Below are 19,887 nucleotides of genomic sequence, written 5' to 3' on the forward strand. Positions count from 1 at the left end.
TTTATTAAGCGGTAGCCATCGACTTCGATTGTGAGAGGTCAATAACGCGATCGGCTGATGCAATGGTTGATGGCCGGTGCGCGACAATAATTCGGGTGATACTTAACGCTGAAATCGACTGATTGATGACCGACTCATTTCTGAGATCCAGGTGACTAGTTGCCTCATCCATAAACAGAATACTCGGTTTACGGTACAAAGCACGAGCGATCAGGATACGCTGCTTTTGACCGCCGGAAATGCCCAGCCCCAGTTCGCCGACAATGGTTTCGTATCCCATCGCCATCTTCATGATTTCATCATGGATGTTGCAATGTTTGGCACATTCCATTACGAATTCCAAATCGGGGTTATCATCAAAACCACTGATATTATCGATAAGTGAACCTGAAAAGAGACGATCCTCCTGAAGTACGCAGGCGATACCGAGACGATAGTTATTTAAACCAATTTTTTGAATCTCCAGATTATCCGCCAGTATTTCGCCGGAGTCAGGTGAAAGCAAACCGCACATGACTTTCAACAGCGTGGTTTTGCCAACGCCAGATGGGCCAATTAGCGCGACAGACTCGCCTGGGGCAACCGTTATATTCAGATTGGTAAAAATGGGTTGTGAAAAAGGATCGTATTGATAACTCAGGTTCCTGACTTCAAGTTTCACGCCGGTGTTTGCTGTAAACACACGTCGGGATGGAAGTTCTTTTTCCGGTTCGCTAAAGGCGATTTCAGATAGACGTTCATTATGAAGCGAGAGCATACGAAGCTGCATCACCAAATCAATGAGATTCGATGCACGTTGAGAAAACTGGCCTCGATAAGCATTAAATGCCATAAACATACCGAGCGTCATCTCATTATCAATTACCATAATGGCCCCCAACCACAGTACCACCACCTGATCGATAGAGGTGATAAAGGTATTAATCCCACCAAACATCATATCAAAGCGAGTTTGCTTAATACCTGCGTTACTGGCATCAACGTTAAGATTCAGCCAATGCTGCGAGCGACGTTCTTTTAAATTTAATGCTTTGATCGTGGAAATGCCATAAAGTGATTCCATAAAGTGAGAGTTAGCACGCGCCCCTTTAACGACCTGCTCTTCCGTTACGCGCCGATAAAAACTATAGGTAGCGAAGCGCATAATCGCATAGCAGACGGTAAAGCCAATGACGACCCAGACTAACCAGCCGCCATATAATGTCAGCATGACTAACAAACCGATCGTCATTATCGAATCGATGATGCCAGTGACGATACTGTTGGTAAAAATTGAACGAATGGTATCCAGAGACGAGAAACGAGACTGGATATCACCTAAGTGTCTTTTCTCGAAAAAAGATAATGGCAAACTTGCCAAATGATCGAATAGCGTTGTTTTCCATTGAATGTTTGTCAACGTATTCAACGTTAACGACGTCCATGCTCGGAGCATGCTAATAAACGTGCGGAATAGCGTGAAAAATATTAAACCAATACAAATAACAGAGAGTAAACTTTCATCGTGCGCCATAATCACATGGTCAGTTACTAACTGTGTACCAATAGGCAACAGGAGGCCAATCGCTTCTACCACAACAGAGAAAGCAAAGATCTTAATCAGCGCCGATTTTAAACCAACAATTTTATGCATTAAATCCAGGAGTCGTAAACGGGATTTCGCCTCCTCTTGTTGGAAGTTATGGTCAGGCCAGAGTTCAAGCGCAACGCCGGTAAAATTATTTGACATCTCACTGATGCCAATGATTCGTTTACCCAGCGCGGGATCGTGAATCACAAATCCGTTTTTCTTTACTTTTGTAAGGACTACATAGTGGTTCATTCCCCAGTGGATGATGCAGGGAAGCTTAAGCTGTTTTATTTCATCGAGGTCGAGCGCTAGCGCACGGTTTTTTAAACCAGCCTGCTCGGCTGTTTTGCTTAGAGACAGCAGTGAGGAGCCCTGTGAGGGGCTACCGAATCGTTGACGAAAATTAAATAAATCGATATTTAACCCATAATAACCACAGACCATCGCCAGACAGGCAACTCCACATTCCGATGATTCTGACTGTAGAATAACAGGCGTTTTGTTAACCAGAGAAAAATTTAGTTTTGCAACAATGGTTTTGAACAATTCGTTAGTCATGGATTGGCCCAGTAATGCTTTGAGTTATCTTATACACAGGGGTAAACATCCACATATAAAGTGGGCGCTCTTCGAGAAATACAACGGCTTGAGCCTTCAGTCCATTAGAAAGCGAAAGCGTTTTACCATTGTAATTAAAGGTTTTGTTTTCAATTTTGACAATGGTTTTATAGAGTGCCAGTTCCTGCTGATTCGTTCCATTATTAACATTAGTGTATTCAGACAGTTCCTGTCGGGATGTCGGGACCGAAGATATTGAAAGTATTTTTCCCGGGAATTGCCCAAATTTATCGGATGGGAACGCATCATAGCGGATGTTAATGACATCACCCGGTTTGACATAAGGTATGCTATTATTAGGTAACCATAAAATAAGATAATACTCTATATCACCAGTGGGTTTGATTTGCGCTAAACTGCTGCCTTTGTCGACCATTTGTCCTTTTGTTACAGCCAGCGATTCAATGCGTCCTTCTGTGGTTGCTTTAATAATGACATTACCATTGGCATTTGATTCAACCAACTGGTTTTTGTAATCATTAATCTGGTTTTCCTGAGATGATATTTGGTTGTCAAAATCTGCCGTTTTTGTGATTTTATCGCTATTTAACTGGGTTACCTGGGATTCCAGTTGCATTTTCTGACTGACCAAAGACTGATAGGTGCTCTGTTGTTGAAAGTATAATGAATGCTGATAGTTATACTGATCTTTGGTGATAAGGCCATCACGAAGATATTTATCGTAACTGGAAAGATTATCATGCATTTTCTTTAAACCAGTCTGCGCATTAACCAGCATGCGGTTAGTTTCTTTTAACGAATCATTGATGGTTTTTAGCTGTTTATCTAAAGATAATCGGGTTTCTTCTTTATTATGAGAAAGTTTGGTGATGATATCTTCAGCGTTCGCAATCTTTTCATTAATGACTTCTATTTGCGCCGTACTGACGTTGCCTGTTGTTGTATTTCGGGAGATGTCAATTTCATATAAAGACTGTCCTTTGGCGACAAGGTCACCGACTTTTGCATATTGGGAAATAACAAACCCTTGCTGTGGCGCATAAACATTGACAGAATGAGGTAAAGTAATAACTTCCCCGCGAACATCAATGCGTTGGGTAAAGGTACAAAATATTGTGGTGGTTATTAGAATGGCTAAAAAGGCAAAAGAAAGTAATGCAATAAGCCATGCCGGAAGCCCTGCTAGCAGCAACGCCTTTCCTTTCCAGTGATGCTTTTTGTATTCGATCGCTTCCTTGCGATAGATTTTTCTTAACATAATTATCACTTACATAATGAAATGAAAAGGCCCGATATTTCAGGCCCTATTTACTTAGTAAAGAATGTCAACAAAACGTTGAGCAAACAGCTGAGGCGTAAATTAATTGCTCCAGAAGTTTAATGTGCCATCATAAACGGCATCCATTACACCTGTTGCATAATGCAGCGTCATATCCCAGCCAACGATACCCGCAGCAATACCAAAGCAGACGCCACCGAGAATAACCCCGGCAATCATTCCTACACCCTGGCCAATCGAGCCGATACCAAAGATACCACCGCTTACGCCGCCCCAACGTCCAGCGTAACCTGTACCAAAAATCGCCCCCAGAGAGGCGCCCAGAGCGATGGCGCCTACTTCTTTAGCAGCCCAGGTCATAATATCGGTAAGAGTATCAGTCAGCGCGCCGCCAGAAATCTCTTCCATTTCAAATACAGTTAATTGATGCATGATTAGTCCTTTAACTAAAATTAAAATTATATGTTCAATCCAGACCAGAAGTTGGTCCGCAGAGAAGATAGTCGTTGCTGTAGTATGAATCAACTCAACTTAATGTGAATTGTTGATGAAATTTCAGATTCATTCTGAATCTAATCTAATTATCTTACAGATTCATAAAGCAATATTAATTTTAGCAAGTTAAATTAAGCTGTTATTATGGACGTGATTCAAATTGTAGTACATTATTTCATACGTACATATCATAATGCTTTTGATTATGTATGGAAAAATAAAAAAGGTGGATATCATTATCCACCTTTTATGAGATTATGGTTCTCTTTATTCCTCCTGAACTACTACCTCAAGTATCGCTTTTACATGCCCGGCCGAGACTTCAGCGCTGTTGTCACTCATTCGGTAATAATCGGCGGTAAAGTTAATTTTTTGCGATGCTTGAGCGCTGGCAATACTGTAGGTCTCTGCGTCATAAAATATAACGGGACTATTGTCTTTTTTGAAGATAATGCCAACGTTGCTTGCTGCTCCGCCTCCTGTTAGCAGATTATCGATGATGCCATTCCCCGCAGGACTGGTGCCACTAACTGGGTTAAACCAATAGTAAAGTTTATTACCAATTGAACCCGCTGGGCATGAAACGTCCATTGTGATAGTTTTCTGTGATGGGGTTGTGCCACCCCGAGGGATTGACATTAATGTGTTTTTTTCAATTGTATTTAAGGTGATTTGGCTCGGTCCAGACACAGAAATATCACAGGAGGTCGCCTTATAAGAAATACTCTTGAATTTCAGAGACGCAGTCATTAACAGACGATCTGACGCCCTGGGGTTGGTGCTTAAGTTACCCGCTGAGAATTTAAATACCGGATTGGTACTGACGCCGGATGTATCAATGACAGGTTTTGTTTTTATTAACCATACTGTCATAAATCTGTAGTCATCATTCGACTTTAAAATTGGCACAATCGTAGATTGTGCCACTGCGGGTTTAATTGAACCATGCTTGCTGTCCAGAATATCTGAAAACTGAAAACCAAAAACCAATACCATCAATCCCCGTTTCATAGACCGGTTTTCCCATTATACCCGTGACACCAGAGACCTCGGGTGCGGATGAGGTAATGATATACTGATCACCCATTATCTTGCTGCATTCAAAGGTTTTATAGTGTCCGGTACCAACTTTTTTGGTATACAAAACTGTACCAACGGGTATTGTTGGATCCGTTGCGATTTTAGGACTTAAGTTAAATGTTGCTTGCCCATCGGAACCATCATAATCGCATTTGGCAGCTGCTTCACAACAACATAATAATATAGATAGAAAAATCAGTGTTTTTCTCATTCTTTATTGTCCTTGGTCAATATTAGCGACAAATTGTTTCGATTTGACTGATGCCAGCCGCTTTGCCTTCCCTGGCCGGTAAAGTAAAGGAAGCATTGCACTGCTGCGCCGCGCTTTTGCCCCATTGCACGTTAAGTATTCCGGTTTGCTGCAGGCCGGACATATAGACCATCCCGGCGTCGCTGACGATGCCTGGCTGTGCCTGGCTGCTCCCGGCGAGTAACACCATCGCACCATAAGGTACGTCCTGGCCGCTGGCCGTTTTCAGATGGACAAATGCGCGCTGGCCGATATTACCGGCATAATTGGCCCGCACGATGGCGCCGCGTGTCGGAACGACGCTCTGCGTGGTTTCCGGAAGCTCCATATCTTCGCCAAGCGAAGTACTATCGAGGGTGATATCGGTGCGACGATAAGGCGTGACATAAGGTACGATGGCGTAACCACGATAGTCGGTGGTGATGGTGTTATCGTTGGCCAGCTTGACGTTATCCAAACCTGGGGCCTTAACCAGTACGGCGGCATCGGTGATGTCCTGACCAAGCGTGACCCCATCGGCATGAGCGACAATGCTGCCGTTGGCGCCATAGTCTATACGCTCGCTACCGCGATCGTAGCTGTAACCGGCATTGACGCTGCCGCGAGCACCGTTATAGGTTGCGCGCATATCGCCGCTGTAGTATTCCCGGTTGCTGTATCCTTGCTGCAGGCTCCACTCCAGGCTGTCGTTATCCAGCGCGTTACCACCGATGGAGACCGACTGATCGGTAGACCCCGGATTACTGTTGGTTAACTGATAACTGGTATAGGTGCCCGGTAGCCAGTTGCTCAGCGGCAGCGTGACGGTCAGCGAGATACGCTGATCGTCCTGGGCGTCTTTCCCGGAGTTATTCCCGCTCCAGGTATAGCGGTTATAGCTGTACCCGAGGTAATAGTTTACATTGCGGAAGCCACCGTTGTACCCCACGCTGATCGACTTGTTGGTGCGCTTATCGTCCCAGTAATCTTCAATCAATCCACTGATAGACAGACTGCCGAGGCCTTTACCCAGGCTTTGATTCAGCGTCAGATTGGTGCGGTTGCGCAGCGAGCGAGGAGTATACTTGCCGTCATTAGAATAGCTATCTAACACTTCAGAGAGGGTATTAAATCCGCGGGTGGAATAGCGGTAGCCAGCGATAGTCACGTTTGTACCGGTTTCGATAATATTTTTCCCGTAACGGACACGCCATGACTGCCCAGAGGTCTTTTCGTCGTCTTTCATTTTTGACCAGGCCTGGGTGACGTCTGCCGAGGCGGCGCCAAGCTCGCCGAGGTTATAGCCGAGGCCTGTTGACAGGGCCTGATAGCGCGATGCGGCCTGCACCCCGCCATAAAGCGTCAGGCTGCTTGAGACACCGTAGGTCGCGGTAGCTTGCGTAAAGGGCGTTTCATCGACCCCGCCGTCGTAAGGACGATATTTACCAGACGTAATTTCATATTCCAGCTGATCTTCACGGACCATCACCGGCAGCGTAGCGAACGGTACGACGAACTCCTGCTTAGAACCGTCGGACTCTTCCACGGTGACGTAAAGGTCGCCGCTACCGCCGCTCGGGTACATATCGGTGATTTCAAACGCGCCAGGCGCCACGTAGGTCTGGTATACCTGGTAGCCGTTTTGTTTAATGAAGACACGGGCGTTGGTTTTGGCGATACCACGGATAATCGGCGCATAGCCGCGCATACTTTCCGGCAACATTGATGTATCGGTGGCCAGTTGAATACCGGTAAACGGTACACTGTCAAAGATGCCTGAGAGTGACGAGCTCTCACCCATCACCAGGTTACTGTTGATGGGACGAATGCTGCGCTGCATGTAGAGATAGGCTGAGTCCCAATCACCCGCATCGCCGTTGTTTTTATTCCAGGTGCTGAGGTTACGGATACGCCATGGGCCAACGTTGAGGCCAGACTGCAGGTTCAGGCTGTAGTATTCGTCATTGGCCTGCATGTCGTTTGAGCCGCTGAACTGATAGTTCACCAGCAGGGCGTTGATGCCGTCATCAAACTGATCCGGTGGAATATATCCCTGCGCGGTGGTAGATAGTGCCGCCTGCGGAATGGATATATTCAAGCGCTGGACGGTAAAGTCGAAATCCGCTTTGGTATCCGGGATGACTGAAAGATTGGCGCAGCCGTTTTTATCCTCGACCAGTTCGGGAAAGGCTTTAACCCGTACGCCATACTCTGCCAATGTTTTCAGGCTCAAACAGGGCACCAGGGCGGGCTCTCGATTATTCCCAGTGGCACGGCTATTCGCAACAAACTTCATTGTCCTGGTATCCAGATAGCGACCATTAAACATGATATCTACCCGATAATCCCCTGGCGCCTGTGCGTTCTGCGTCTGGAAAATAGATAAGTCGGGAGTGGTTGATGGATCGCTACCATTCAATGAGCTAATGAATGAGGGATCGAAAAAGTCACGTGCTTGCGCTTTATTATTCAAACCAGAAAGCAATGCCGGAAGCATTGCGAGGAAGACCGCGGATAGTTTGAATAATCCATTATTCTTATTTGGCATAGACACATCCCTATAATGATAAAATAAAATTCTTATTACAGCGATGAGGAATAGAGCGATCCTGCTCCGCCATAATCATTAACTACTTTCCAGTTGACGCTGGAGGCATTGATATTTTCTTTTAATGTCACTTCTTTGGTCGTCATTGGAGCGACCGAGTTGACTTCCGGCTTCACTTCTTTGCTACCAATCTGAACACTATGGAAATAGAAGAAAAACGGTGTCGGATTTTTAATCGTCAGTTTTGTGCCTGATTTCCGCCATTCGAGTTTTTTGGCTTCAATGTTTGGAGAAAGGTCGAAAAGTGCTTTTGGACGATAGACCAGACGCATGCGGTGGCGGACCGCCAGTTGAATAGTATTGGCGTTGGCTTTCTCATCGTCCGCCGGCGGGATGGCCATCACGTTAAAATAGTATATGGATTCCCGGTCGTTCGGGGCATTGACGTTTCCGGTAGAAAATAGACGCACGGTATTCTGCTGCTTACCCTCAAGGCGGAATAACGGAGGTGTAGCCATAAAAGAGGGCGTTTTCCCTGCCGGCGCTTCAACCCAGGATTTAATCAGATAAGGGATGTCATCTTTATTTTCGATTTGCGCGGTGATTTCACGCGCACCTTCTTTATAGAGGTAGCGTGTGGATTCAATCACAATACCAGCATGGGCAATACTACTGAGGAGTAATGCACAGGATGCGGTGATATTTAATAAGTTCCTGAACATGGTTTTTCTCTGAATGCGAAAAAGGGCCCGCTGTGAAGCGGAGCCCTTCGGGGAAAAATTAGAGGGTATAATCGATAGTAAAGGTCGCAACACCTTTAACCGGACCTTCGGTAACCGGAGTCGCGGAGTTCACTTTCACATAACCAGTGGTGTACTTCAGCTGAGTGCCGCCTGCTGCAGTGTAGCTTTCGGTCATGAGGTCAGAACCGTCGAAGCCTACGCGGTGAGCATCACGTACGCGCTGGATACCGATACCAATGCCGGTAGCGCCGCCAGGTGCGGTGTTGTCCAGGATGTTAGCGTTGCTGGAGGCACCGGTCACATTGACGGTTACAGCAGTAACCGGAGTGGCGCTACCCTGTGCGCAGTCTTTCACGTCAAAACCGAAGTCCTGAGTTTTAAACAGAGCACCAGCCGCTTCAGCATTCGCTTCGGTAGTGGTCACGGTCATCAGCTGAACGATACCGTTGTTCAGGGTACCCGTCGGAGTCACGACGCAAGAGTTAGCTGCATCAGAGACTTCACCCAGTACAGTTACCTGAGCGGTGTTGGTTGCCATTACCTGAGCACTCAGAACTGCAGAAGCAGCGACCATTACAGCTACGATTGTCTTTTTCATTTAATTAATCCATATATAGATACTTAGTCCTGTGTAGAATCGATAACAGTTATCATGGGAATGGAGTATACATTCCTATTGATATTGAAAATAAGCGCCAGCATTCCTTATATAGTGCTGAAACCTACCCTCCTGTGAACGACGCTACAATATCACTTGCCATAGCGAACCATGGAGAAGCGGGGGTAATTTAAAAGTCTGGTGCAAAAAATGCTTGTGAATTCTTGATGAAGCACACGTGAATTTAATAATGACCTTTTCTAATGAGATGTTGAGTTAGGTTGAGATAAATTTAATCCGAAAATGTGGCTTTTAAACAAGATAACTATCGCGTGGCATTTTTTATGCGGTATCCTCAAAGCTGAAGTTCAATGTGAACTGACCCCGCTTCTGTCTGAAGCGATAATGTTCACGCCATGGTTTTGCTGGGATTATTTATTTTTGTTATGGATAATAGGGTTGCGTGGGGCAAGGATATGGATGATATTGCATTATTTAATGGCTGTATAATTAATCAGGAAATTATATTTAATGCCAATATGAATGAGCTGCGACCGCTTGCCGGGAATGGGGAGAGCATCAGCCTCAATGCGCCTACCGCCAGATGCTTGCTGCTGCTATTGCAGAATTGCGGCAAAGTGATTTCTCGGGATGAATTTCTGGCGGCTGTATGGGAAACACGGGGAGTGGTAGTTTCGCAAAATACATTTTATCAAAATATCTCTTTGTTGAGAAAATCGCTGCTCAAAGCCGGACTATCTGAGGATATCATTATCACCGTCAGACAAAAAGGCTTTAGCGTCGCCCCGGATACTTTAGTTATCCCGCTCTCGGATGAAGAGTGCGAGAATATGAATCGGGAAAGATTAACGCATTTTCACAGTAGTAAAACTGCTGATGTCATTTTCAATGATACGGGGAAAATTGACCATAAATTAAGTCTTCCACTACCAGTGAATTTAGCAATCCAGGAGAATGATAGGCGGGAAAATAGCGTGAAGGTGGCAGAGAAAGTATCGGAACGATTACATATAACCTTTAAAGTTCCCACCTGGTTAATCGCGCTGATTGTCGTGATGATAGTTATCAATGTTATCGTACTGATCGTGTTACATCGATAATACGCCGCCGCTGGGGTTTATATCGAGAAGGTAACGGTAAAGTGGATTGCCGAGTATGTTAGTCCCAACCTGGCGGTGTATTCATATTAAGATGTCTGCCAGCACGACCTGGCAGACAAGGGAGGGGAGCTAACGCTGCTTCAGTCCTAAATCCAGCGGCGTCTTGCTGAGTTCGCCGCCGATCTCTCGCGCCAGCTTCGGCACCATATAGCCGGAGATAAGGGTCAATAGTTCACGCATGATTTCACGGGCTTCATCATCGCTGACCATAAAGTGTGCCGCCCCTTGTACCCGGTCCAGCACGTGCAGGTAGTAGGGCATTACCCCGGCATTGAACAGCGCATTGCTGAGATCGGCCAGGGCTTGCGCGTTATCGTTCACCCCGCGCAGCAGCACGCTCTGGTTAAGCAGCGTGACGCCCGCCTGACGCAGCATGGCCATCGCCGCGCGAAACTCGCCGTCAATTTCATTAGCGTGGTTGACGTGGTTAACCAAGATCACCTGCAGCGACGAACGGTGGAAGCGGCTGGCCAGCATCTCGGTGATGCGCGCCGGGATCACGATCGGCAAGCGGCTGTGAATACGCAGACGCTTAACGTGCGGAATGGCTTCCAGCTGGGTCATTAGCCAGTCAAGCTCATGGTCCTTCGCCATCAACGGGTCGCCGCCGGAGAAGATGATTTCATCAAGCTGCGGATGCTCAGCGATATAATTCATTGCCGTCTGCCAGTTGCGCCTGGTGCCCTGATTTTCGGCATAAGGGAAGTGGCGGCGGAAGCAGTAACGGCAATTGACCGCGCAACCGCCTTTCACCAACAGCAGGGCCCGGTTGCGATATTTGTGCAACAGGCCGGGCACGACGCTGTGCTGTTCTTCCAGCGGATCGGTGGAGTAGCCGGGGGCGACGATAAACTCCTCTTCGGCGGTAAGTACCTGACGAAGCAGCGGATCGTCAGGGTTGCCTTTCTCCATTCTGGCAATAAACGCGCGCGGGACGCGCAGCGGGAACAGGCGTCTGGCCTCACGTCCGGCGAGCAGTTTTTCATCAGCGTCTACATTTAAAAGACGCAGCAGTTCATCAGGACTGGTCACAACATTGGCAAGTTGCGTTATCCAATCTTCTCTGGATGGGGTATTTAGGGTTACAATATGCGCCATTTTGTGGCTTAGCTACCAGTTAAACAATTTCAGAGGGCCTTATGGCGACTTACTATAGCAACGATTTTCGTGCTGGTCTTAAAATCATGTTAGATGGCGAACCTTATGCGGTAGAAGCCAGCGAATTCGTTAAACCAGGTAAAGGCCAGGCGTTTGCGCGCGTTAAGCTGCGCCGTCTGCTGACCGGCACCCGCGTTGAGAAAACCTTCAAATCTACTGATTCTGCAGAAGGCGCGGACGTTGTCGATATGAACCTGACTTACCTGTATAACGACGGTGAGTTCTGGCACTTCATGAACAACGAAACCTTCGAACAGCTGTCTGCTGACGCGAAAGCGATCGGTGACAATGCCAAATGGCTGCTGGATCAGGCTGAGTGCATCGTGACCCTGTGGAACGGCCAGCCGATCGCGGTCACCCCGCCGAACTTCGTTGAGCTGGAAATCGTTGAAACCGACCCAGGTCTGAAAGGCGACACCGCGGGTACCGGTGGTAAACCAGCGACCCTGTCTACTGGCGCTGTGGTTAAAGTGCCGCTGTTCGTTCAGATTGGCGAAGTGATTAAAGTGGATACTCGCTCTGGCGAATACGTATCCCGCGTGAAGTAATTTCACGTCATGATGACTGGCGCAGCCTCTGTGCTGCGCCGCTCTTTCTGTACTGGCACGACGAGCACGACACATGAAGCGCAGCGTAAAACTCCTGGCGTTACTGTTTCTGAGCAGCGCACTGCTGTCTGGCTGCAATACCGCCCGCGGTTTCGGTGAAGATATTCAGGGCCTGGGTCACGCCATCTCTCGCGCTGTAAGCTGACTTCCTTCCGTTTCGCCTGCCGCGATCGCCTTGCGGTGCGCCTGCTTCCTCCACGAATACTCCTTTTCTCTTAAAAAACGCAAAGATCCCTTCATCTGTGGACGGTTTGTCTATGCTTATAGGGCATGAAAACAAAACTGACACTAAGGATGACATTATGGTGAAAAAAACGATTGCAGCGTTCTTTACGGTTTTGGTCCTCTCTTCAGCACTGACCGCTTGTAACACCACGCGCGGTGTGGGTCAGGATATTTCAGAGGGCGGCAGCGCAATCTCTGGCGCAGCAACCAAAGCTCAGCAATAACAGCCTTCGACGGTACGGTTTTGCGCCGTACCGTTCTTCACTTCCCCCATCCTGTTGGATATACTCACTACGACTTTTCATCCACCTTACGGGACGACCCGTAAGCGTTTCTCATCCGGGGACGGCCCCAGCAAAGGAGCCTTATGTCCTGGATAGTCTTATTTATCGCTGGCCTGCTGGAAGTGGTGTGGGCCGTCGGCCTGAAATATACCCATGGCTTTAGCCGCCTGGTTCCCAGCGTCATCACCATCGTCGCGATGGTCGTCAGCATGGCGCTGCTTTCATGGGCGATGAAAACCCTGCCGGTGGGTACCGCTTACGCCGTCTGGACGGGGATCGGCGCCGTGGGCGCCGCTGTGACCGGTATCGTACTGTTAGGTGAATCCGCCAGCGCTATGCGTATCGCCAGTCTTGTCTGCATCGTGGTCGGCATCATTGGCCTGAAGATCAGCGCGCACTAGTTGTAGCGCTGATTGACCCAGACCAGTTTGCTGATATCAAAACCCTGCCGGGTGGCAATATCCAGCATCTGCTGCCTGACTTCCGGGGCGATGGTGGGGGCTCGCGCCAGTAGCCAGAGATAGTCGCGGTCGGGGCCGCAGACCAGCGCGTACCGATACTCCTTATCCAGAGCAATGACGTTATAGCTGCCATAGAAGGGGCCGAAGAAGGAGATCTTCAGCGCGGCTCGGCTGGGTTCGCCGGTAAAATACGCCACCCCTTCCGTTTTCTGCCACATGTCGCGGTCGGGGTTATAGCCTTTATTGACCACGTCCAGACCGCCGTCATCGCGCGGCTGCCAGGCGATCGTGACCTTTTCAAGTCCGCTTTCAAAAGGATGGTCGAAGCGGGCGATTTCGTACCAGGTACCCAGATAGCGCTGAACGTCGAAGGGGGTGACCACGGTTACGCCCGGCGGCGGGGCAGGGGTGCTGCAGGCGACAGACAGGAACGAGACGGCGACCGCGGTGATTATCGGCAGGATACGCATGGTATGCTCCTTGCTGGCTTTTAAGCTAAGTGTAGAGTCCGGCAGGGCAAAGGCGGCAAGATTTTTCTATGAAGCGAGCCCGGTAGCAGAATTGCTGCCGGGCTCTTGCAGGATCAGATAAACAGTACGCCAACGAGAGTAATGACGCTGAGGATCGCCGCCAGACCGTAGAAGACCCATTTGCCGTTTGGCACATGGATTTTCAGGTCGTGCATGGCGTGGTGAATACGATGCAGCCCACACCACAGCGGCAGGACAATCATCAGAAAGATGAACGCGCGGCCGATAAAGCTTTGGGCAAAGGCCAGCACGCGCTCATAGCTGAAGGCGTCGGCCGGGGCGAGCCCCAGCGGCAGCAAAATGCCCACCAGCAGCACCATCACCGGCGCGACAATCGCGCCCCACATGCCGCCAGCGCCAAACAGCCCCCAGAAAACGGGTTCATCGGAACGTTTCGGATTGGGATTAATCATCTCAGCCTCCTTACCAGAACAGGGCGACAAACAGGATCACCACGGTGACCACCGCCGTCACCACCCAGAGACCTTTAATCACCGGCTCTGGCCCCATTTTTTCGCCTTTGATGATGACGTTGGCGGCTTTCGGCGCCAGCTCGAACCAGGTTTTGGTGTGCAGCAGCGCCGCCGCCAGGGTGATCAGATTGAGGATCACCACCACTGGATTTTGCAGGAATCCGATATATCCCGCCCAGCTTTCGGCGCCGTGCTTGAGGGCAAACAGCCCGTAAATCAGCACAATGCTAAACCAGACCGTCGGTACCGCCGTGCCTTCCCGCACCATGTAGAAGCGATAAAACGGCAGCTTTTTCCACCAGGTGGAGGTCATCGGCCGCACGTAGGGTTTGCGTTTCGTCGTCATAATGCACTCCTTAGCGTGGTTTCAGGGTGGCGATAAGAAAGTCTTTCGAACTTTCCACCTTGCCCTGCTGGATCGCGGCCGCCGGGTCGACGTGCTTCGGACACACTTCCGAGCAGTAGCCCACGAAAGTACAGGTCCAGACGCCGTTCTGGCCGTTAAGCTGCGCCATGCGTTCCTTTTTGCCGTGGTCGCGGCTGTCTTCGTTATAGCGGTGGGCGAGGGTGATCGCCGCCGGGCCGATAAACTCCGGATTCAGGCCGAACTGCGGACAGGCGGCATAGCACAGTCCGCAGTTGATACAGCCGGAGAATTGATGGTATTTGGCCATCTGGGCCGGCGTCTGCTTGTTTGGTCCCTGGTCCGGGGTGCGGTTATTGCCGATGATATACGGCTTAATGGCCTCCAGACTTTCGATAAAGTGGGTCATATCCACCACCAGATCGCGCTCGATCGGGAAGTTGGCCAGCGCCTCAACCTTGATGCCTTTGGTGTAATCCCGCAGGAAGGTTTTACAGGCCAGCTTCGGTACCTTATTGACCATCATGCCGCAGGAGCCGCAGATCGCCATCCGGCAGGACCAGCGGTAGCTCAGATCGGGCGCCAGGTTGTCTTTAATGTAGCCCAGCGCGTCCAGCAGCGAGGTCTGCTCATCGTAAGGCACGTCATAGAACGCGCTGTGCGGTGCCGTGTCGACCTCCGGGTTGTAACGCACCACTTCGACTTTCAGGTTTTTCATCTCAGCCATGGGTGGTCTCCTTCTTCTCAGCCGCTTCCGCCTCAGCGCCATAAACACGTTTCGCCGGCGGCAGCGTGGTGATCTTCACATCGCCATATTCCAGGCGGGTGGTGCCATCAGCCTCGCGGAAGGCGAGCGTATGTTTGAGGAAGTTGACGTCGTCGCGTTCGGTACAGCCTTCATCCAGACGCTGGTGCGCACCGCGCGATTCTTTACGGGCGATGGCCGAGTGCGCCATACATTCGGCAACGTTTAAACCGTGTCCCAGCTCAATGGTGTAAAGCAGATCGGTGTTGAATACGCTGGAGTTGTCGGTAATGCGCACGCGCTTAAAGCGCTCCTGCAGCTCAGCCAGCTTGTCGATAGTTTTCTGCATCAGCTCTGGCGTCCGGTAGATGCCGCAGCCTTCCTCCATCGAGAGCCCCATTTCGTCGCGGATTTTCGCCCAGTTTTCGTTACCCTCCTGGTTGACGAGATCTTTCAGACGACGCTCCACATCGGCAGCCTGCGCATCGAGGGCGGAACCGTTCGTCTCGCCCGCTTGCGCGGCGCGCTGCATGGCCTGTTCCCCGGCCAGGCGGCCGAAGACCACCAGCTCGGCCAGCGAGTTGGAGCCCAGGCGGTTGGCGCCGTGCAGACCAACGGACGAGCATTCGCCCACGGCAAACAGCCCTTTGATGCGGGTTTCGCACTGTTGATCGGTTTCGATGCCGCCCATGGTGTAGTGCGCGGTCGGGCGTACCGGAATCGGTTCTTTCACCGGGTCGACGCCGACGTAGGCTTTCGCCAGCTCACAGATAAACGGCAGGCGCTCCAGCAGCTTTTTCTCGCCGAGGTGGCGCAGATCGAGGTAGACCACGTCGCCGCGCGGCGTGGGAATGGTGTTCCCTTTCCGCCATTCGTGCCAGAAGGCCTGGGACACTTTGTCGCGTGGGCCCAGCTCCATATATTTGTTCTTCGGTTCGCCGAGCGGGGTTTCCGGGCCCATGCCGTAATCCTGCAGATAGCGATAGCCGTTTTTGTTGACCAGAATCCCGCCTTCACCACGGCAGCCTTCGGTCATCAGGATCCCGGAGCCCGGCAGACCGGTCGGGTGATACTGCACGAATTCCATATCGCGCAGCGGCACGCCGTGGCCCAGCGCCATCCCCATCCCGTCACCGGTAACGATGCCGCCGTTGGTGTTGTAGCGATAGACGCGTCCGGCGCCGCCGGTGGCCAGCACCACCGCGTTGGCGCGGATCTGCACCAGCGTGCCTTCCATCATATTCATCGCCACCAGGCCGCGGGCCTGGCCGTCATCGACCAGCAGATCAAGGACGAAATGTTCATCAAAGCGTTGAATTTGGGGAAACTGAAGGGAGGTCTGGAAGAGGGTATGCAGCATGTGGAAGCCGGTTTTATCGGCGGCAAACCAGGTACGTTCGATCTTCATGCCACCGAAGCGCCGGACGTTAACGCTGCCGTCAGGGCGGCGGCTCCACGGGCATCCCCACTGTTCCAGCTGGGTCATTTCCGTCGGGCAGTGGTGAACGAAATAGTCGACGACATCCTGCTCGCACAGCCAGTCGCCTCCGGCGACGGTGTCGTGAAAATGGTACTCAAAGCTATCGTGATCCTGGGCAACGGCTGCGGACCCCCCTTCTGCAGCGACCGTATGGCTGCGCATCGGATAGACTTTAGAAATCAGGGCGATTTTGGCATTGGGGTTGGCCTGGGCGGCGGCGATAGCGGCGCGAAGGCCTGCCCCGCCGGCGCCAATTACGGCGAGATCGGCTTGAAAAGTGTGCACGACATTCCTCCAGTTTTAGTGTATTTCGCCGCCGGGCTGGCGAAAAAGTATCACTGCTCCTTTATAGGTACAGGAGTATAGCCGTAGGGTCAGTATGGAAAATTGACGTGTTCGATTTTTTTATCGATATGTGCGGTTATTTATCAGTGATATTTATGCATTTAGGTTAACGATAGATTAATGGCATGTAATCTGCCGGGGATTGCACAAAATTTGTTTCACTCGCCGGTTGCGAGTAGACTTCGTGCCCTTGTTTGCAATCGGAGAAAGTACCATGAGCGAGACGGCAACCTGGCAGCCGAGCGCACCCATTCCCAATCTGTTGAAACGCGCGGCGGTGATGGCGGAAATCCGCCGGTTCTTTACCGATCGCGGCGTGCTGGAGGTGGAGACGCCTTGCATGAGTCAGGCGACGGTAACGGATATCCATTTGTTCCCGTTTGAAACCCGTTTCGTCGGCCCGGGCCACTCACAGGGACTCAATCTGTACCTGATGACCAGTCCGGAATACCATATGAAGCGCCTGCTGGCGGCGGGCTGCGGCCCGGTTTTCCAGCTGTGCCGCAGCTTCCGTAATGAAGAGATGGGGCGGCATCACAATCCGGAATTCACCATGCTGGAGTGGTATCGTCCGTGCTATGACATGTATCGTCTGATCAACGAGGTGGACGATCTGCTGCAGCAGGTGCTGGAGTGCCAGCCGGCGGAAAGCCTCTCCTATCAGCAGGCGTTCCAGCGTCATCTGGATATTGACCCGCTCTCTGCCGATAAAGCGCAGCTGCGCGAAGTCGCGGCGAAGCTGGATCTGAGCAATATCGCCGATACTGAAGAAGATCGCGACACGCTGCTGCAACTGCTGTTCACCATGGGCGTGGAGCCGCACATCGGCAAAGATCGGCCGACGTTCATTTATCATTTCCCGGCGACTCAGGCCTCTTTAGCGCAGATCAGCCCGGAAGATCATCGGGTCGCTGAGCGCTTCGAGGTCTATTACAAAGGTATTGAGCTGGCGAATGGTTTCCACGAGCTGACCGACGCCCATGAGCAGCGCCTGCGCTTTGAGCAGGACAACCGCAAGCGGGCCGCGCGCGGCCTCCCGCAGCAGCCCATCGATAACAACCTGCTGGCGGCGCTGGAGGCAGGTCTGCCGGACTGCTCCGGCGTGGCATTGGGCGTTGATCGCGTGGTGATGCTGGCGCTGGGCGCTGAAAGCATCGGCGAAGTGATCGCCTTTACGGTCGACCGCGCCTGATGGCGCTGTCACCTCCCGCCGCCTGCGGGCGAGGGAGGTGACAGGCCTCTCCTGACCTATCCCTCGCACGGTATCCCGACATTCGCCCGAATACCCACAATCTCTCTCCGTGCTTTTGCTACTATCCGCGCTCTTTTTATGAGACCAGGCGTTGCCCGTCGGGCGATGCTCACGTTTGGATAGGTTTATGCATCAACAACTCAAGAAGATGAGCCTGATTGGGCTGATTCTGATGATCTTCACCTCGGTGTTTGGCTTTGCCAACAGCCCGTCGGCGTTTTATCTGATGGGCTACAGCGCTATGCCGTTTTATCTTTTTTCCGCACTCTTTTTCTTCATTCCGTTTGCGCTGATGATGGCGGAGATGGGCTCAGCCTTTCGTCGGGAAGAGGGCGGCATTTACTCCTGGATGAACCACAGCGTCGGGCCGCGCTTTGCGTTTATCGGCACCTTTATGTGGTTTGCGTCGTACATCGTCTGGATGGTGAGTACCGCGGCTAAGATCTGGGTGCCGCTATCTACCTTTTTGTTTGGCGCCGACAAAACCCAAAGCTGGGCGCTGGGTAGCCTGACCCCGACGCAGACGGTGGGCATTCTGGCGGCCTGCTGGATGGTCGTCGTGACCTTTATTGCCGTCAAAGGGATCAATAAAATCGCCAGGATCACCGCCGTCGGCGGTATCGCGGTGATGGGGCTTAATCTGGTGCTGCTGCTGGTGAGCGGGGCGATCCTGCTGCTCAACGGCGGCCATTTCGCCCAACCGTTAAACTTCGCCCTTTCGCCTAATCCGGGCTATCAGTCGGGTATGGCAATGCTGTCATTTGTGGTATTTGCCATCTTCGCCTATGGCGGAATTGAGGCAGTCGGCGGCTTAGTGGATAAAACCGATAAACCGGAAAAGAACTTTGCCAAAGGGATTATTATCGCGGCGATCGTAATCTCGGTTGGTTATTCGCTGGCGATTGTGCTTTGGGGCGTGAGCGCTAACTGGCAGCAGGTGCTCGGTGCGCGTTCAACCAACCTCGGCAACATCACCTATGTGCTGATGACCAGCCTCGGGAACACGCTCGGCCAGGCTCTGCACATGACGCCAGAGGCGGCAGCCCTGACCGGGATCTGGTTCGCCCGTATTACCGGGCTGTCGATGTTTCTCGCCTATACCGGCGCGTTTTTCACTCTCAGCTATTCGCCGCTGAAAGCGATTATCCAGGGCACGCCAAAAGCGCTCTGGCCATCGGTGATGACCCGTCTCAACGTTAATGGTATGCCCGCCGCGGCGATGTGGCTGCAGTGTTTGCTGGTCGGGGTGTTTATTATCATGGTGTCGTTCGGTGGGGACAGCGCTTCCGCGTTTTATAACAAGCTGACGCTGATGGCCAATGTCTCCATGACTTTGCCTTACCTGTTCCTGACCATCGCCTTCCCGTTCTTCAAGTCAAAAGCGCATCTCGATCGGCCGTTCGTGATTTTCAAAAACCGCCAGTCGACGCTGCTGGCGACCGGCGTGGTGCTACTGGTGGTGACCTTCGCCAATATCTTCACCATTATTCAGCCGGTCATCGACAGCGGGGACTGGAACAGCACGCTGTGGATGGTCGGTGGGCCGATCTTCTTCTCGCTGCTGGCGTTGGCCATTTACGAAAGCTACCGTCGGCGCCTGGCGTCCGGTGTGCTGGTAATGGAGAGCTAGAAAGCCTGCCCGGCGGCGGCGCCGGGCAGG

19 protein-coding genes and 1 pseudogene are annotated in these 19,887 nt (G+C 51.2%); 7 read left to right on the plus strand and 13 right to left on the minus strand.

What is annotated here, in order from left to right:
• Positions 1-4 precede the first annotated feature (4 nt).
• From QLG03_RS24535 to QLG03_RS24565, 7 genes and pseudogenes are all read right to left on the minus strand, one after another.
• Positions 5-2,128: a peptidase domain-containing ABC transporter gene (locus QLG03_RS24535; RefSeq protein WP_044525176.1), complete on the minus strand. Its 2,124-nt coding sequence runs from the start codon at positions 2,126-2,128 to the stop codon at positions 5-7.
• Positions 2,121-3,407: an HlyD family secretion protein gene (locus QLG03_RS24540; protein ID WP_023291696.1), complete on the minus strand. Its 1,287-nt coding sequence runs from the start codon at positions 3,405-3,407 to the stop codon at positions 2,121-2,123. Before QLG03_RS24540 ends, QLG03_RS24535 begins: the two co-directional genes overlap by 8 nt.
• 102 nt (positions 3,408-3,509) lie before the next feature.
• On the minus strand, positions 3,510-3,860 hold the full coding sequence (locus tag QLG03_RS24545; RefSeq protein ID WP_043519271.1) for a hypothetical protein: 351 nt from the start codon (positions 3,858-3,860) through the stop codon (positions 3,510-3,512).
• Positions 3,861-4,190: 330 nt separating this feature from the next.
• Positions 4,191-5,214: pseudogene (locus QLG03_RS24550) on the minus strand (fimbrial protein).
• A gap of 22 nt (positions 5,215-5,236) precedes the next feature.
• Positions 5,237-7,780: a fimbria/pilus outer membrane usher protein gene (locus tag QLG03_RS24555; RefSeq protein ID WP_023291699.1), complete on the minus strand. Its 2,544-nt coding sequence runs from the start codon at positions 7,778-7,780 to the stop codon at positions 5,237-5,239.
• Positions 7,781-7,815: 35 nt separating this feature from the next.
• Positions 7,816-8,502: a molecular chaperone gene (locus QLG03_RS24560; protein ID WP_004206417.1), complete on the minus strand. Its 687-nt coding sequence runs from the start codon at positions 8,500-8,502 to the stop codon at positions 7,816-7,818.
• Between the two features lie 58 nt (positions 8,503-8,560).
• Positions 8,561-9,121, minus strand: coding sequence for a fimbrial protein (locus QLG03_RS24565; protein WP_004206418.1), 561 nt, complete (start codon positions 9,119-9,121; stop codon positions 8,561-8,563).
• A gap of 476 nt (positions 9,122-9,597) precedes the next feature.
• Between QLG03_RS24565 and QLG03_RS24570 the strand changes: the two genes are divergently transcribed.
• A complete protein-coding gene (locus tag QLG03_RS24570) occupies positions 9,598-10,242 on the plus strand; it encodes a winged helix-turn-helix domain-containing protein (protein ID WP_044525214.1) in 645 nt (214 codons plus the stop codon).
• A gap of 129 nt (positions 10,243-10,371) precedes the next feature.
• Here the strand turns inward: QLG03_RS24570 and epmB are convergent, their stop codons facing one another.
• Positions 10,372-11,400: an EF-P beta-lysylation protein EpmB gene (gene epmB, locus QLG03_RS24575; RefSeq protein ID WP_255989480.1), complete on the minus strand. Its 1,029-nt coding sequence runs from the start codon at positions 11,398-11,400 to the stop codon at positions 10,372-10,374.
• Positions 11,401-11,441: 41 nt separating this feature from the next.
• On the opposite strand from epmB, the gene efp reads away from it, so the two are divergent.
• The 4 genes from efp (at position 11,442) to sugE (ending at position 12,978) form a co-directional block, all read left to right on the plus strand.
• Entirely contained in the window at positions 11,442-12,008 is a 567-nt protein-coding gene (gene efp / locus QLG03_RS24580; RefSeq protein ID WP_004206421.1) for an elongation factor P, read from the plus strand.
• A gap of 73 nt (positions 12,009-12,081) precedes the next feature.
• Positions 12,082-12,213, plus strand: coding sequence for an entericidin A/B family lipoprotein (locus QLG03_RS24585; protein WP_004206422.1), 132 nt, complete (start codon positions 12,082-12,084; stop codon positions 12,211-12,213).
• Between the two features lie 157 nt (positions 12,214-12,370).
• The gene (gene ecnB, locus QLG03_RS24590) at positions 12,371-12,517 is read left to right on the plus strand and encodes a lipoprotein toxin entericidin B (protein ID WP_004206423.1); all 147 of its coding nucleotides are present in this window, start codon (positions 12,371-12,373) and stop codon (positions 12,515-12,517) included.
• Positions 12,518-12,660: 143 nt separating this feature from the next.
• Positions 12,661-12,978, plus strand: coding sequence for a quaternary ammonium compound efflux SMR transporter SugE (gene sugE / locus QLG03_RS24595; RefSeq protein WP_004206425.1), 318 nt, complete (start codon positions 12,661-12,663; stop codon positions 12,976-12,978).
• Here sugE and QLG03_RS24600 read toward each other — a convergent pair.
• The 5 genes from QLG03_RS24600 to frdA all read right to left on the minus strand — a co-directional run bounded on the left by QLG03_RS24600 (position 12,975) and on the right by frdA (position 16,915).
• Positions 12,975-13,508, minus strand: a complete 534-nt coding sequence (locus QLG03_RS24600) for a lipocalin family protein (RefSeq protein ID WP_023291704.1) — start codon at positions 13,506-13,508, stop codon at positions 12,975-12,977. The genes sugE and QLG03_RS24600 overlap by 4 nt on opposite strands.
• A gap of 113 nt (positions 13,509-13,621) precedes the next feature.
• Positions 13,622-13,981, minus strand: a complete 360-nt coding sequence (frdD, locus tag QLG03_RS24605) for a fumarate reductase subunit FrdD (protein WP_002885526.1) — start codon at positions 13,979-13,981, stop codon at positions 13,622-13,624.
• A 10-nt stretch (positions 13,982-13,991) separates the two neighbouring features.
• Positions 13,992-14,387 (minus strand): fumarate reductase subunit FrdC, encoded by a 396-nt coding sequence (gene frdC / locus QLG03_RS24610; RefSeq protein WP_002885530.1) that lies wholly within the window; start codon positions 14,385-14,387, stop codon positions 13,992-13,994.
• 10 nt (positions 14,388-14,397) lie between these two features.
• Positions 14,398-15,132 carry a fumarate reductase iron-sulfur protein gene (frdB, locus tag QLG03_RS24615; RefSeq protein ID WP_004177729.1) on the minus strand — a complete coding sequence of 245 codons (735 nt, stop codon included), beginning with the start codon at positions 15,130-15,132 and terminating at the stop codon, positions 14,398-14,400.
• Positions 15,125-16,915: a fumarate reductase (quinol) flavoprotein subunit gene (gene frdA / locus QLG03_RS24620; RefSeq protein WP_032454622.1), complete on the minus strand. Its 1,791-nt coding sequence runs from the start codon at positions 16,913-16,915 to the stop codon at positions 15,125-15,127. The genes frdB and frdA overlap by 8 nt, the downstream gene beginning before the upstream one ends.
• 274 nt (positions 16,916-17,189) lie before the next feature.
• Between frdA and epmA the strand changes: the two genes are divergently transcribed.
• Positions 17,190-18,167, plus strand: coding sequence for an elongation factor P--(R)-beta-lysine ligase (gene epmA / locus QLG03_RS24625; protein WP_004206428.1), 978 nt, complete (start codon positions 17,190-17,192; stop codon positions 18,165-18,167).
• 187 nt (positions 18,168-18,354) lie between these two features.
• A complete protein-coding gene (gene yjeM, locus QLG03_RS24630; RefSeq protein WP_072422326.1) occupies positions 18,355-19,857 on the plus strand; it encodes a glutamate/gamma-aminobutyrate family transporter YjeM in 1,503 nt (500 codons plus the stop codon).
• Positions 19,858-19,887: the final 30 nt, after the last annotated feature.

Source organism: Klebsiella sp. V115_8, assembly GCF_029967715.1.
GTDB lineage: Bacteria > Pseudomonadota > Gammaproteobacteria > Enterobacterales > Enterobacteriaceae > Klebsiella > Klebsiella quasipneumoniae.